Below are 15737 nucleotides of genomic sequence, written 5' to 3'. Positions count from 1 at the left end.
CTACCGCTGGCTCACAAGCGCTACAGTCATCGGCCAGGCCATCGATAATGTCGATAGCATTCAGGGCCAGCGGTGTGGCGGCGGCAATATCACTGCTCAGCAGAGGTGTTTGATGAGGTTCAAGAGTGACATCCTCGCTCTCTTCGGGTTCGGCCTCTCCGGGCAAGTTGGGCAGCACAATCGCCTGCCCCTGGCCACGCCCAGGGCTGCCGCCGGAGTTGATTTTCACCTGGGCACCGACAATGGTGACGCCGCTCGGGTCGAGTTTTACAAAGCTGCCGCCCGCTTTGAGGGTGATCTCCGCACCGGCCTCTAACACAATCTGCGTACCGGCCTTATGATGGATTTCCTGTCCGGCTTCCAACAGCTGCGCTTCGCCATAAAGCTCATGGCGCGTTTGATCCACCTGAAGGTGGTCATCGCCTTTTACCTGGGTAAAGCGGTCGTTGCGTACCGTTAGGTGATCGTCGTTGTGAATCTCGGTCAACCGGTTGCGATGCACCTTCAGATGGCTGTCGTTTTGAATTTCTTCGGTGCGGTCATTAAGCGTTAGCAGCTCCAGGTCTTTCTGGGCATGCAGCCAAATCTGCTCTTCACCCGCTTCATCTTCAAAACGAAGTTCGTTGAAGCCTTCGGCCTTGTGGCTCTGGGTACGGATGACCGTGCGGGTTTTGTGCTCTGGCAGCGGGTACGGCGCGGTGTTGACTGCGTGATAGGTACGCCCGGTGACCAGCGGCTGATCGTCCAGGAAAGAAACAATCACTTCGTGGCCAATACGCGGAATGGCGATACTGCCGTAGCCGCCGCCCGCCCAGCCTTGGGCAACGCGCACCCAGCAGCTCGCAGTGTCATTGGGTTCCGCGTAGCGGTCCCAGGGGAACTGCACCTTAACCCGGCCATGCTCGTCGCAGTGAATCTCTTCGCCTTCGGGGCCGACCACAAAGGCTACTTGAGGGCCATCCACGCGGGGCTTGGGATTGGGAGTGGCCCGCCAGGGAGTGTCGCCTGGCGTCAATGTGACGTAGTTAAAGTAGCGAGTCATACCCCCTGATTCGCTACTACTGATGCTGTCTTCTTCCAGCGCCTGGGGCTGCTCGCCGTGGTGAGTAACACTGATTGCCTGCCAATCACGGTTGAGGCTGTCAGTATCGTGATCAGTGAGTGTAAAGCGCAGGCCGGGGGCCAGCTCGGGTAGATCACTTTCGGCACTGGCGGTGATGGCCTCACGGCGCAGCTGCTCCAGGCGAATACGGGTAAACGACTGTATCAAAGGCGCATTTTGAAACAACCAGCTTCAGCAGCTGTTGATTGATCAAGATATTTATCAATCAACGTCCCTGTTAAATACCCTGCCGTCGATAGGCTTCGGACAACACTATCTCCATCGGCAAGGCGGAGTCTTTACGACTGTGCGGTACGATTATCAATACTAAAGCTAGCACTCATTAACTATCGACACGCTGAGGCAAAATCGCCAGATGCAGCGGCTGTATCTCTTTGGCGCTCGATGAAGAGGAAAACATGATCAAGACGCAAGGAATGATCACGGCCACCAGAGCAGGCATGGGCACAACGTTAAAGAAGTAACCAATCGCCACCGCGAAACTCGCCAGGCCAGCAAGCGTAACCCAAATGGATCCTTTGCCTGTCGCTTTTTCGATACCCTCGACATGCTCCTTGAATGCGGCTTTCTGCTCTTCATTGAGCGGTAACTCAGCAGGGCACTGAGGACAGGACACCGGTTTATCATCCTGTAGTGCTTTAGTCTGTTTCCAATTGGCTGGCCATTTATGATGACACCCTTGGCAAGTTAGAACGGCCAAGGTGCCCAGCGGCCACTTTTTTTGGGTCATGACATGATCCTTAATGATGGTTATCTAAAACAGGCTGAGCGTGGGTTCTAAAGGGGAACGATGGGTAGGCCTTGTAGTTAGTAGCGGGTACCGCGACGCTAAATCGCTTAGCGACATCGCCCATCTCAATAAACTTTTCACCGCGCTGGTAAGCCGCATGCAGATGCTCGCTAAGTTCATTAACAGCCACCGACGGCTTAGCACACTGGGATTCAGGCAATGGCTTCGACCACTCCTCCAACCAATCCTTAGGCACGGCTTTAGGAAGAATATGCTTCATGCGGTATTCGGTGTACCAGTGAGCGAAGCGAGCATGTTCCCACAGGCGCTTGCGCCGAAAGCGCCGCCACCGGGCGGGGTCGTTGGTACGTTCGCATTCAGCTTTTTCGCGGGCCACGTAGGCGCTGTACCACTCTACGCCCCACTCTTTAGCGGAAGGGGTAATGGCCTCGGCGCCCTCTTCCATAAAGCGGCGAATATACTCCCACTGGGCCTGCGCACCGGGCAGACCACCGACGCTGACCATAATGCCTGCACCCGGCAATGTGTAACCAGGGCGCTCCGGGTCGGGCGGCAGCAGTGCAAAGTTCCAGCCAAAGCCGGTGACCGCTCCTGGACCCAGGTTAGGATTGAAGCCACACACCGCGACCACATCTTCCCAGGGTACCAACACCGTGCGCCGTTCGCGCTTGCAGAGTCGGCAGATGAGATCGTAAAGGGGGGGATAAACGAAGAGAAAAGCCATGGAGGACGTATGGATAACGAAGACTGTAAGCGGAAATAAATCCTCGGCACCTCGAAGCCACTCACCTAATTCCACTACTACGATTAATCCACTCCCCATAGCGATAGCCCCTATGATAGAAACTACCCATGGATTCTGAGGAGCGGGAAGCCAAAAGCGACCAGGAGGGTCAACCACAAAGGCCACTTCACGGCGCTGCCGATTGAGGCGGGTTGGAGGTAGGCGTTTGAGAAGCGTATTCATCCAGACGATGCTAAGAATAAACACAAAAAGAAAAACGGTATAGAGCCCCCCCCCCCACACTGCAAAGGCAACCCCATACATAGTATTTTTTATCACTACCATCAAAAAAAGTATTAAACAAAAGCTACTTATAACCAACACTAGTCCACTTAATATATGCCCCGCTGTCATCATGCTATCGGGGCTTGCGCCCTGGCGAATATCCATGGTGACGTCATCGTGACGCACATCGATATGGGCCACATCCACTGCGTATTCGCTGTCTGTAGGCAGTGGCAAGGGGCTTAAACAGTACTGCTCGCCCCCGGCGCGACTTTCCCGTTCGCCTGCCCGCATCGGAGGCAGGACTTCTTTGGGGTTTGTGTTAAACATCACTCTTCCTTGTTTAGAACGCCCAGGGGATAAGAGGCATGCTGGGCCAAGTACCTGCTTTGCTGCTACTGAAAAAACTATCCGTGAGGGCGCTCACCTCACGCCAACTCTCTGGCAGTGACCGACCGCGACGGTGTAGCTCGTATACCTGAGTGGAGGTCTCACCATTGAGACGCGAACACACCACCAGCCGCACAAAGTAATACTGGCTTAGCACCTCGGGCGCTAAGTGATAGGTGACTACCGAACCTGCTTCTTCAACTTCTTGATAAGCGTGTGCCAGCACATCACGAGTCAGCTCTTGATGGGAACCGCTCATGGGCACGCCCCACAGCCCGACAGACAGCGTTTCCTCATCAGGAGGCTGGCCACCGGGCATGGTTAGCCGGAAGGCCAAGTCACTGGCCGCAGGACCAACCCCCGGGCCTGCATGAGATACTGCCACGCCTTGCCGCTCCACGCTTGCGTCACTGCCGCTTAATTGACCTAGTGCCTGCTCATGCGCCTCAAGCCCTTGAAACTCACGGCGCAGCCCCCAGTGGCTGCGCTGGCACCAGCGCTGTACCGGGCTTAACGAAAAGCGGCTGGCCAGCAAGTCGCCCATCACCAATAACAACGTACTCACCGCCACAAACCAACCTACTGGCCCGGCAAACTGCAACATCAATAATCGCCACTGCGCGGCAGGCGCGCCCAATATTTTGCCTACGAGACCCATGCTACCCAAGAACAACCCCCCACCGGCTGTGCCAGTAGCACCTACCAGAGCCACCTGAGTGGCTAAACGCTCCGCCTGCGTCTCCGCACGCCCCAGCTTCTGAGCTTGCCTAAGCATCTCGAAAGCACCTGCCACGCCACCTAAACCAGCAACAAATCCCATAGCTTTATTAGCTACTTTGGCCCAACGTTCCAACTGTGCAGGGCTTCCCGCTGCTGCCTTCAGTTCAGCCTGTGCGACTTGTTGGAAAGCACGTCCTTCATAAAGCTTGCGATGGCGGGCATCGACGATCATTTCTCTAATCGCCATGATCGAAGCAGCTGTAGCCATCGTTTGAGAACCCGTATTACCAACATGTTCAAGAATGTCTTCCTGTCCTATTCGATTGAACATATCTTTCATAGCCACGAAGGTAGTAATAGCCCCCATGACAGACAAACTACCGTTCACCAATACACCCATTGCACGAGTGATCGACACTTCGCTCTGCTCGTTCCGCACCAGCGTATCCAGCGTGCTGCGCATCGTATCACGGGGCTGGTTAGCCAATTCCTTGAATGCGGTACGCTCGGCCAACGCGGCTCGCGTCGCCGCCTGGCTCAAGCCGCCCACTTTTAACGCGTGTGACCCGTTTTCATTGGCAGGAAAGCTATGCTCTGCTAGGTCGTCCAACGCCTCGCTAATCAACTGTTGTTGCTGTTTGATTTCCGAGGCTTTGTTGCGGATATTATTGGCGTGGTATTGATCGGCAGCGCGGCGATGGGCTTGGCTGGCACCGCGCCTGGACGCTTGTTTTATCTGTGCATCGCGCTCTTGATAATAGCTCGCCATCTCCTGCTCCAACCGCTGGAGCTGTGATAAGGAGCGTTCTGCCTTAGTAATGGCTTGCTGTAACTTCCCCAGTATCGTTTGGTCAGGAATCTCCCAGGCCATTTCCAGCAGTCCCAAGCGCTCAACAAACATTAGCCGCTGGCCTTCGGGTAACATGCCAGCCAGATTGGCAAAGCGTTGTGGTAGTTCCAATTGCTGCGCATCGTCCAGCAATGTCTTGATCACCGCTTCACCGAGCATTTTTTCTTTAAAATAGACCTCTCCGGCAATATCGGCGGCGACTTCGTCGGAAATTCCCGCGATGCTACGGAAGCGCAGCCCCACTTGCTGCTCGATAGTACTCCGCCACGTCTGGTAATTCCCCAACGCACCTGCGGCCGTCATCAGTGCCGCCGCCAGCGTTAAGGCTTTTTGCGGGCCTCCCAGCTCAGTCAGAAAGGTCTTAATAAAGGTGTCAGTCGGCTGAAAGTGAAGCAGATGGGCCGTTGTGGGAACATTCCCCATATAGTGTTGAGAAAGGAAGTCGCCTTGCCCACACAGGGCCAGTGTTTCCATCGCGCAATGCTCCAGCTTACTGGTGAAGCTGATGTGTACTTCGTCTTCCCGATCCAATAGGAGGGCATAGTTGTGCCATACAGGTAATAGGCCTGCCAAATCCTGCCCTATCCCCCGATAAGCGGCTTGCCAAGCCTCTTCAAGCCCATTGGCGTAAGCAAGGAAGTCCTCCAATTCCTGCTGACGAATAACATCGACAATGCCGTTGGGTGCTAAGGCATAGTTGCCGCCAATCACTTCATTAAAGTGGGCCTGCTCGCTCTGCTCAACAAATGCTTTTACTGACTCAGCATCCGTACTTAGGTTTTCAGCTATATGCTGGCTGAGTTCATCGATATCCCGGTTAATGGGCGCCAAGGCGCTACCGACCACTCCAGTGTGAGCAGTATGGATAGCCTCTCGCCTTTCGCGGCGCTGCTCGTAAAGGTCTGCCAGTTCTCGTAAATCAGCTTGATCATCGCTGCCAGCATCGCCTAGCCATTCGGGAATATTGCCCTGGCCCGCATTAGCAGAATGAGGGGTAAAGTCGACATTCATCAAGCCATCAATGGTTCGCGCGGCAAAGTTCTCGGTTTGATACTTATCGTGCCAACTACCCTGCTGCTCTGCAGCGCATGCCCAAGCTTGAGATAAATCTTTTAACCGCCCGGTAATATCCTCAACAATTAAACAGGCACTATCTAATTTATACTCGCCTGCTATTGACGCCGTTATGCTACTAGCCGCCGCAAGCTGCCACTCTTTATCCTCGCCCTCCCCTTCGCACCAGGAGTAGCTACCCATATCTAGTTCGTTTTGTTCGCCAGGGTGCTCTGGAGCAGCAGGGGTAGGTAAGTGCTCGCCAACGTCATCCGCTAAAGCACTCGCTAGATCGTCAGGGTTGAGTAGGTGCGCCGTACCATTGCCTGGGCAGTAGGCCCCTACGTTCACGCGCATCATGACTTGCTCTCGAAATGCCCCGTGTTGCAGCATGGAAACATGCAGCGGCGTTAGTTCAAGCGGGCTATAGAGCACCTCCACCGAGCCCTCCCGCTTTATAATGATGCTATCGCCACTGCCATCTGGCTCCACCTTGAATACCTGCACTTCATCTGGCGATATGCTATGTACTAGATAGAGCCAACCACTGCGTATGGGCCGAATACCTGGCTGACGATAAGAGCCGCTATATACCGGAGAAAACCCAGAGACCACGCTGGCAAGCTCTGCCTGGGTTGCTTCAACGATTGCGTAACGCACGGGAACTAATTGAAGATCCGGAAGCGTCAATGAACACTGGCCTTGCTCTTGGCCTGGATCGTTATCCGGCTGGGAATCCGCAACGCGCTGCGCTTCTTCCATGGAGTGGCTCATACGTTTATCTCCGTGTTCAGTCGTTGCTGAGAAGCTTCAGCAGCGGCTTTTAATCGTTCCATTGGTGCCCGAGGATCTGATTGAAGAAGGTTTACCGCGATATCCGGCATAGCATTCTTATCCAATGCCTCTTCACCGTGTGCCCCCAGAATATTGGCCATGTAGTAGTGTGCTCGCCGTCCAGCAAATCCTAACTCCCGAGTGACGTTAATGACCTTGTCCGCAGCATTTATGCTCGTTCCCTGCTCCAGCAGCAAAGGACTATCTGCAAAAAAAGTGTCAAGGTGTTTCGCTAGGTCCTGAGCAAAGCGTCGCCAGGCAATTTCACTGAGCGCATCAAGGTGCTTTTGCTGAAGTGTGAATCTCTCTTTGCGCTGAGGATGTTTTGAGCGCTCATTATCGACTTGATACCAACGCATTACCCCGCCCTCTTTGCTGGGTAGCCAAATAGCATCCAGCATACCTAGCAACTCACTCTTTGAAGGCTGAGGCTCCGCACTGAAGAGACACTTCATCACTTCAGGAGAGCCCACTCTTAGGACCTTTTCGCCTTCTTGCGGATGCTCAACGAAAAGCAACCACCGAAGGTGCTGCAAAAGCTCATCAAAGGTGGCAGTGCTTACGAAAGCCCAACCCCACTGGTTCTCTGCCCCTTTTTTAAGAAATATGTCCCAGAGGGGGTCGTTGTCCTCAAGCTTTAACAAACAGGGTGAAATGCCTCGGCACCCATCAAGCGGCGTATCTAAATAAATAGGCTCGTAAACAGGTGACTCAGCGTGCTCATAAAGCCACTTTTCCAGAGGCTCCAGCTTGAGGCCGTCGAGCACCAAATAACGATTCCGCCCGTAGCTAGCCCGCAAGGGAAAAGAAACGGTATGCCCTTCTTCCATGCATTACTCCTGTTGATCCAGAGGAGTACAGGGCTGTGTTAATGCCATTTCCTGCCTAAGCGCAGCCTCTTGGCGTGGAGGCTCCACCTTGGTGAACACAGGCGGCGCTTCCACTTCCACCGGCAACTGCGGCCCCTGCGCCGCCTGCCCACTACCCGAGCCTGGGCTACCTCCGGAGTTAATCTTGACTTGCGGGCCAACAATCGTGACGCCGCTTGGGTCGATTTTCAGGAAGCTGCCGCCGGCTTTTAGGGTAATTTCAGCACCGGCTTCAATCACGACCTTCATGCCCGCTTTGTGATGAATCTCCTGCCCGGCTTCCAGCAGCTGGGCCTGGCCAACTTTCTCGTGGCGAGTGCCGTCGATCATCAGGTGGTCGTCGCCGTCGACCTGGGTGTGGCGGTTGTTATGCACCGTGTGATGATCATCGTTGTCGATCTCGCTGATGCGGTTGTTGTGTACCTTAAGGTGGCTGTCGTTTTGAATTTCTTCAGTGCGGTCGTTAAGCGTTAGCAGCTCCAGGTCTTTCTGGGCGTGCAGCCAAATCTGCTCTTCACCCGCTTCATCTTCAAAACGAAGTTCGTTGAAGCCTTCGGCCTTGTGGCTCTGGGTACGGATGACCGTGCGGGTTTTGTGCTCTGGCAGCGGGTACGGCGCGGTGTTGACTGCGTGATAGGTACGCCCGGTGACCAGCGGCTGATCGGGGTCGCCTTCCAGGAAAGAAACAATCACTTCGTGGCCAATACGCGGAATGGCGATACTGCCGTAGCCGCCGCCCGCCCAGCCTTGGGCAACGCGCACCCAGCAGCTCGCAGTGTCATTGGGTTCCGCGTAGCGGTCCCAGGGGAACTGCACCTTAACCCGGCCATGCTCGTCGCAGTGAATCTCTTCGCCTTCGGGGCCGACCACAAAGGCTACTTGAGGGCCATCCACGCGGGGCTTGGGATTGGGAGTGGCCCGCCAGGGAGAGTCGCCTGGCGTTAACGTGACGTGGTTAATATAGCGAGTCATACCCCCTGATTCGCTGCTGCTGATGCTGTCTTCTTCCAGCGCCTGGGGCTGCTCGCCGTGGTGAATAACGCTGATTGCCTGCCAATCACGGTTGAGGCTGTCAGTATCGTGATCAGTGAGTGTAAAGCGCAGGCCGGGGGCAAGCTCGGGTAGATCACTTTCGGCACTGGCGGTGATGGTCTCGCGGCGCAGCTGCTCCAGGCGAATGCGGGTAAACGGTTCACCGGAGGCGTCCTGTTTATAGCGGCCGGGGTAATCAAAATGTTCGTAGTCAGACTGCTGACCGTGGGCCTCGACATCGCGGCCCAAATGTTCGTGTAACTGGGCGTAGGCCGGGTTCTTGAAGCTATAGTCTTTCAGCGTGGCGGAGGCCGCAGCGACGCGGGCCTTTTGACTCAGCTTGCGTACATGGCGGCTGGGAGCCGTGCCCCCCGCTCGGCTGTGATAAGTGCGTTCGCCGAGGCTCGTGAGTACTTGCGGATCGTCGGCAAAGATCAGCCGGTGAGCGCCCTCCTCAAGCTCATGGAAGTAGAACAAGCCCTCTTCAGCGGCCAGGCGCTCGATAAACGCCAGGTCAGTCTCGCGGTACTGCACACAGTATTCGCGCTCCGGCAATTCACGGGTGACGGCGAAAGCCACATCGGTAATACCGCGCTCATCGCACAGAGTATTGATCATAGTGAGCGGATCGGTCTTCTGGAAAATCCGCGAGTTCTGGCGTAGTGAAAGCCGCCAGAGCGCGGGGCGCAGTACCAGCGAGTAAAAAGTGCGCCGGTGGCCGCGATCACCTCGGCCAAATTCAGCGATAATGCCGTGCACGCGGCGCAGCGGTTCGCCATCCTGCCAAATAGTCAGGGTAGCTTCGCTATCAAGGAGATCGGCGGCGTCTAGGCTGCCATCGCGGCTAGCCAGATTCAGCGCCAGTTCAAAGGGTTGGGAAAGCGCTTCGCGGTGGGTGAAGTCGATCACCGCCACCTCGTCCACACCGGGGAGTGTTAACGTAAATTGCAGTCCTGTGCTTGTCATCTCAACGTCCCTCTCCTGAACCAGACCCGATGACCACGCCGCCACAGTCCACGCCGTGGCCCGTTAACGCAGCGGGTTTGCCGTCGATTAAAATAGTGCCCGAGCCCTGTGCAATGGCGCGCGGATGCGTGGAGTGGCTGGGCTTGTCGTGTGGCGCGAGCGGGTCGCCTACGCGAGCGACGGGCTTACCGTCCATTAGCACCGTGCCGCTACCGGCGGTTACCGGCGTAGCAGGAAAACCGTCGTGGTCGGTTCCCATATCGCCCACTAGTACAAATTGCTGGCCCATTGCGGGTACTCCTTTTACATGACTGCTTATTCGTGCGGCTTATTCATCCCACTTACTCATCCCACTTACTCATCCCACTTACTCATCCCACTTACTCATCCCACTTATTCGTCCCACTTTGCGGGCGCTTCGTAGCTGGCGACCTCAAAGGCATCAACGTATTGGCGAGTAAAGCCGGCGGCTTCCAGGCTATCGATGGCCGAGTGGCACACCAACGGCAGGCGTGTCTGCAGCGGTACACCGCTGAGGCTGCGGCGCACGGCCATGAGTAAGCGGGTGCCATGGCCGCTGCCTTTCCACTCTTGGCTGATGTAGAAAAAGCGCAGCTGCCAGGCAGCCTCATCGTCAGGGCGACAGGCCAGCACCATGCCTAACGGCGGTCCGTCGCCATGGCGTAGTGCCAGCAGTCGGCCCTGCCAATGCGCGACCTTACCTTCGTCGCGCTGTAGCCACAGGCCGCGGTGAACGGTAAATTCCAGCGCCCGACGCAGCGTTTCCAGCACGCTTTTATCTTTTAGCACCCACGGTGAGTGCCCTTTGGCATCCGCGTGGTAGACCGCTTCAATAAAACTGTCGATGTCCTCGCTGCGCGCCTCCACTAGCGGGCGGGCGCGCTTCACGCTGCTCTGACGCTTATGGCGCGTCGTAGGCTGAGACGTGCCGGCGCTAAACAGTTGCTTAAGTTTGGTCAGCATTGCTGCCTCGCTCGGCGTAGAGCGCCGCTGGCAACTGGAAGCCCGCCGCTAGCGGGCGCGTAAAGGGGTTGGCTGAGCCGTTAGCAAACAGGCGATAACGCATCGAGCCGCCATCGACGTTGAAGCGCAGTTCCAGCTCCCGCTCGCTGACACTGGTGATATCGGCTTGTTCTAACAGCCGGAACCAGGCCCAGGCGCCGTCTTGAGTCACGCTGCGCGGAGAGCGGTTGATTTCACTAGGCACCATGGTGACGCGACTTTCATTGCCACCGCGTAAAGTATTGGGCCAAATCATCGAAACACGCTGGCTGGCGCTGTGGGCGTATTCGATCAGTTGGCCGTCCACGCTGATCACACTGCGACGCTTGTCTGGACTTAAGCTCACCGGCTCTAGGGCGAACTCCACATCCAGCGCGCCGTCGCGGCTAAAGTAGGCGCGACGAATTTGCTCAGCCTGTTGAACGGCGGTGTGCAGGCTATCGCGCAGTAGCGAATTACCGTCAGCATCAACTAAGTACTCGGGCGCGCCTTCAATAAAGGGCTTTAAGCTCTCTTCATAAAAAGCATCTAAGGTGCCGCTGGGGGCAAAGAAGTCTTCAAAGTCGCTAAGCGCTACTTCACTGGTGGCGCTAGGGGCAAGCGGGTAGCGGCCGGCTAGTCGCTCTTGATAAGGCGCGACCACTTCATCCAGCCAGAGGTGTTCTAAATGACGCGTGGCACTCACCATCATTAGCTGCCAGCTCTGATCAGCCAAATCATGCAGCATGCGGCCTACCGGCTGCGGCGTGTTTTCGGCAATGCGCTGTAGATTGTAGATGGGGTCGTTACCGCGTAGTGAAAGCCGATCACGCACAGTCATAAAGGCGGCACGCTCTGCATCGCTCGACTCTTCAATTTCCTGCAAGTAGTTGCGCAGCTCAGTGACCGCTACCTTAATTTCCTCAAGCGACGAGGGATTGTCATTACGCGCCTGGCTGAGCTGGTTAATCGGCGTAAAGGGCTCCTCAATGGCCAGCGCTAGCTGGTATCGCTGAGATTCGCGCAGCGCTGCGCGGGCCTGTTCGTCATCCTCGGGCAGTTCAGGATAGAGGCTGGTATTACGTTCAACGGCATTCAACAACCTGTCTAATGGGCGCTGTGAGCCCACCAGCGCATCCGCCACCACGATGGCCTGATGAATGTCCGGCAAGGGCACCAGCTGCGTATTGCGCAAGGCATCGCGCCAGCTAACGTGATAGTCACTCACGTAGTATTCGCGCAGCGCCGTTTGCAGCTGCTGTTTATCGGCTTCGCTAAAGTTGATGTTATCGCGCTGGCCCAACACCCACACGTCGATTAGCGCAAGCTCTGTGGCTCGATCAAGCTCTTGTAGAAAGTAGTTCTCGAAGCCGTCGCGGGTCACCAAGTGAGGCAGCTGCACGTACTCAGCCTGGTCATTGCGCGCCATAAATACCGTATTGAACAGCGTGCCGACGCTACGACGCAGGTCAAGCGGTTCACCTTGGCGGCTACCGGCGACTTTCAAGGACGTATACACCCGCTCATCAATCGGCTGACGAGAAAGCTCTTGCTGTGCAGCGTCGATGCTGCCTTGAAGCGGTGCCATGGCCTGCTGGGCGCGCTGCTGACCGTCAGCAATATGCCCCTTTAGATCGCTATGTATCAACGCGTAGTCAAGGTGTGTCAACAGGCGCTCTTGGACATCGCCCTGCTGAGGAAAGTAACCCTGCCAGCGCTGCGCCATAAAGCGCTCTACCCGCTCAGGCTGGCGGCCACTGGCGTCTGACATCATGCGCAGCACGCGCAGTAGCGCTAATTTCGCGTTACTGCCTTCCTCGGAGCGATTCATGTCGTCTACGATGCCGATCATTAATGCCGGCAGGAACTGATTTTCCAGCATCGCCAGATAGGCACGTTCAACCTGGGCGCCAATGATATGCCCTTGATAAAGCCCCATATCGGCGAGATAAGGCGTGTGCGTACGGTATTCGGAGAAGGTTTCCAGCGCATAGCGCAGCCTGTCCAGCGGTTCTAAAAACTCATAGCCGCTGGGATCGTCGCTTTGGAAAGCCTCAGGCTGAGTGGCTAAAAACGTTGCCGCCCGCTCTTCTACTGCGGCGAGAGAGACACTGTTCTTTTGATAGAAATGCGCCCAGCCACCGACCAGCCCAACGCCCATAATCAAGCAAGCAGCTAGGCTGACATTGCGCGCCCGACGTCGACGCTGAGTCACACGGGCGTTATCGCCTGCTAAGCCTGCCTCGGGATAAATAACTTTATCAAACAGCTCTTCGGTGAAATAAAGCGCGCTGCGGGTGGCCCTGTGCGCAGGCTGCACGGTATCGCCCATGCCGTAGCGGCGCGCGGCGGCATCAACAAACGGGTCTTCCGGCACGCCCTGCTGATAAACCGAGGTAAAATAAGTGCCGCGCACCATCGCCGCCGTTGAGAAGCGATCGCTCGACAGCGCCTCGGCCAGAAAGCCGAACAGCACATCGCGCAGCCCCGCTAACTGACGTACAAACCGGAATACTGACTCACGCTCATCGCGGTCGCGGCACTCGGAAAGCATGGTTGGCATATGCTGGTTCAAGCGTGCCAGCATGGCATCATAATCAGCTTCGAACTCAGACTCCCATTTTCCGGGCGTGTCCATCGAAGCCGCTGAAAAGGTAAAGCCAAGCGGCGCACGGCGGGCTGCGCGGGAATAGTGGCGGAAAAAGTCGTCAAAGCCGTGCAGCAAGTCCATTTTGCTAAACGTGACGTAAACCGGTAGCCGGGTGCCGTGACGCTCCATTAATTCACGTAAGCGGCTTCGCAACAGCGCGGCATAGGCTTTGCGCACCGCCACTTGGGCGTGGCTTAAACGGGCTAGATCCAGCACCAGTACAACGCCATCTAACGGCCGCTGGGCACGATTGCGCTCAAGCCAATCGACAAAATGATCCCACAGCCTGCGCTGTAGCTCTTGAGGCTCACCGCCCTCCATAGCGCCTTGCGTTAGCAGCTCACCATCAGGGTCAATCAGCACCGCTTTATCGCCAATCCACCAGTCAAAGCCAAGCTGGCCCTGCTTACTACTCTGCCCGGATGCTTTCATCACGTGGGTCAGCGCAAAGGTTTGGCCGGAGCGATTGATCAGGCTGGTTTTGCCCGCATTTTCGACCCCCATCACCAGGTACCAAGGCAGGCGATAACGGCTGTTATGGCCACCGCCTAGGCTCGACGTAATCTCAGTCAACACGCTGTCGAGCGACGCTTCTTGTCGCTCCACCTGCGACATAATCGGATCTTGCTGGCGAGCGTCTTCGTGCTCACGCTCTTCATCCAGGGTGCGCAGCCGGCGCGCTAAGCGGACACCCCAGATCACAGCAATAAGAGTGACGACGGCCAGCGTTGCCAACAGGCGGTTAGTTAACGGAGCAAGCGGCATGACGTCGCGTATTTCCCAACCCGGCCCCAGCCACCAAATAGCGACCAGCAATACGATGAGCAGCACCGCCCACAGCAGTGTTGAGATCCGCAATAGCCCTTTCGCTTTATTACCATGCGCATTGGCACGGTTTTTCGCTGTTTGTGCCCGCGACAAGCCAGGCACCCAGCGGCTCAGCTTTGATGTTAATGTTGACCACATTAGCCTTTATCCCTCGTCCCTGTTACTGATGAATATTGTTTAGTGCGTTTCTTTAACCGCCGCGTGAAGACGCGACACAAGCGATGGTTCCCACTGCTCCATCGCAAGTTCGGTGATGGTTTGATGCAATGTGCGGTAGTGCTGCTGCGCAAGGCTTTCCAGGCCGGTTTCATGCAAAAGGTCCGCACTCGCTAAACGCCAGTAGGCGCTTTCACGAGGCGACCGGGCGGCGCTAAGGCCTTGATCAAGCACTTTTAATGCCGCTCCCATATCGCCACTTTCCATTTCCTCGCGAGCCTCTTCTAAACCCGCCTGCCAAGTATCATTACCGCCACTGCTGGCCCCGCCGCTACCCGGCATTCCGCTGCTATGCAGCCAGCGCTGTGTCTCATCATCGACGAACGCCGCACCGTTATTAAAGGTCAGCGCCTCAATGCCAGGCAGGCGTTGCACAAAGCGCTGCGCTTCATCACGGATTGCCTCAGCGCAGCGCGGATGCCCCAGCTGTTTGGCAATCCCAGCGCTCAGCCGATGGCCTTCTAGCCAATAGGGGCTAACCGCTAGGCTATTTTCAATGCGCTGCCATAAGTCGCTGTCGCCGCCGCGCGCAAAGGCTTCTCGGTAGCCGGCAATGCGGTCGGCGGAAACGGGCGCAAGCTCTGTCCGCCCGCCTTCTTTAGCCGAAGGCAGCGCCTGTATGGCACTCCACACGGCGTAGCGGCGAAGGCGGTAAGCAAGCGGTTCCCCCGAGGCCTGCTCGGTCAAAAAATCCGCCATCTTGAGCAGCGCCTGACGATTCGAGCGCTCGTTACCCGCCTCTAAGCGCAGTTCCGGCACTTTCGCGGGCGCCTCAGCCGTCGGTGCCGCTTGCTGCCCTGCTTGGCTGCTCGCGGTCTCGCTTCGCTCACTCGGTGGCGTAGCGCTATCGCTATTGGCTGAAGACGGTGTTTGAGTAGGGCGCTGCGCAGTGAGCTGGCGGCTTAACTCATTCAGCGCTTGCCCGGGTAGCGAGTATTGCTCTACGCGTGCCTGCAGCTCCGTTAGCGCTGTATTGCAAGCCTCGAACTCATCGTCCGCATTATGAAAGTCCAGCCCGGCGGCGAGCTTTACGCTGCGCTGGCTAAACTGCTGAAACAGCCGCGGGCGCAGCTTGGCGCCCCGCGGGCCATTAAAGGGATAGGCATGCGCCCACCAGGGCTGCTCCAGAGCATGCGTTAACAGGCGCAGTGACAGCGCAAAGCGCACGCCATTGCCATCGTGCTGTAGGCAGTGCAGCAAATGGCCTAGCACTTTTAGGTCTTTGCCGCGCTCGCTCAGCATGCGAATCGCCAGCGTTTCAGCGCTTTCCCACGCGACACTTGCATGTTGCAGCGAGCCGACTTTCATCATTTCAGCATCAAGGGCTAGGTAGTCGCTGGTTTCCTCAAGCGACTCCCCCACAGGCTGCCCGTCTGCATTGTTAGCCAGCGGGGCCAACAGGGGGTCAAGATGAGCGACGGCAGTAATACGCATAGTTGGCTCC

9 protein-coding genes and 1 pseudogene are annotated in these 15737 nt (G+C 56.6%); all 10 read right to left on the bottom strand.

Going from position 1 to position 15737, the window contains the following annotated elements; genetic code table 11:
* Positions 1–151: 151 nt before the first annotated feature.
* A pseudogene (gene tssI / locus CIK78_RS18010) lies at positions 152–1261 on the bottom strand (type VI secretion system tip protein TssI/VgrG); the annotation flags it as partial.
* Positions 1262–1445: 184 nt separating this feature from the next.
* A complete protein-coding gene (locus CIK78_RS05405) occupies positions 1446–1853 on the bottom strand; it encodes a hypothetical protein (protein ID WP_096277962.1) in 408 nt (135 codons plus the stop codon).
* Between the two features lie 10 nt (positions 1854–1863).
* Positions 1864–3213: a hypothetical protein gene (locus CIK78_RS05400; protein ID WP_096277960.1), complete on the bottom strand. Its 1350-nt coding sequence runs from the start codon at positions 3211–3213 to the stop codon at positions 1864–1866.
* A gap of 13 nt (positions 3214–3226) precedes the next feature.
* On the bottom strand, positions 3227–6670 hold the full coding sequence (locus tag CIK78_RS05395; RefSeq protein ID WP_217990272.1) for a toxin VasX: 3444 nt from the start codon (positions 6668–6670) through the stop codon (positions 3227–3229).
* Positions 6667–7560 carry a DUF4123 domain-containing protein gene (locus CIK78_RS05390; protein ID WP_096277958.1) on the bottom strand — a complete coding sequence of 298 codons (894 nt, stop codon included), beginning with the start codon at positions 7558–7560 and terminating at the stop codon, positions 6667–6669. Before CIK78_RS05390 ends, CIK78_RS05395 begins: the two co-directional genes overlap by 4 nt.
* A gap of 3 nt (positions 7561–7563) precedes the next feature.
* Positions 7564–9597, bottom strand: a complete 2034-nt coding sequence (tssI, locus tag CIK78_RS05385; protein ID WP_096277955.1) for a type VI secretion system tip protein TssI/VgrG — start codon at positions 9595–9597, stop codon at positions 7564–7566.
* Position 9598: 1 nt separating this feature from the next.
* Complete coding sequence (locus tag CIK78_RS05380) at positions 9599–9886, bottom strand: type VI secretion system PAAR protein (protein WP_096277953.1); 288 nt, start codon at positions 9884–9886, stop codon at positions 9599–9601.
* Positions 9887–9990: 104 nt separating this feature from the next.
* Complete coding sequence (locus tag CIK78_RS05375) at positions 9991–10581, bottom strand: GNAT family N-acetyltransferase (RefSeq protein WP_096277951.1); 591 nt, start codon at positions 10579–10581, stop codon at positions 9991–9993.
* The gene (gene tssM / locus CIK78_RS05370) at positions 10565–14215 is read right to left on the bottom strand and encodes a type VI secretion system membrane subunit TssM (protein WP_096277949.1); all 3651 of its coding nucleotides are present in this window, start codon (positions 14213–14215) and stop codon (positions 10565–10567) included. Before tssM ends, CIK78_RS05375 begins: the two co-directional genes overlap by 17 nt.
* 39 nt (positions 14216–14254) lie before the next feature.
* Positions 14255–15727 (bottom strand): type VI secretion system protein TssA, encoded by a 1473-nt coding sequence (gene tssA, locus CIK78_RS05365; RefSeq protein WP_096277947.1) that lies wholly within the window; start codon positions 15725–15727, stop codon positions 14255–14257.
* Positions 15728–15737 lie beyond the last annotated feature (10 nt).

It is taken from the genome of Halomonas sp. JB37, assembly GCF_002332255.1.
GTDB classification, from domain to species: domain Bacteria; phylum Pseudomonadota; class Gammaproteobacteria; order Pseudomonadales; family Halomonadaceae; genus Vreelandella; species Vreelandella casei.
Note: the sequence above shows the minus strand (reverse complement) of the source record. Positions and strands in the feature narration are given on the sequence as shown.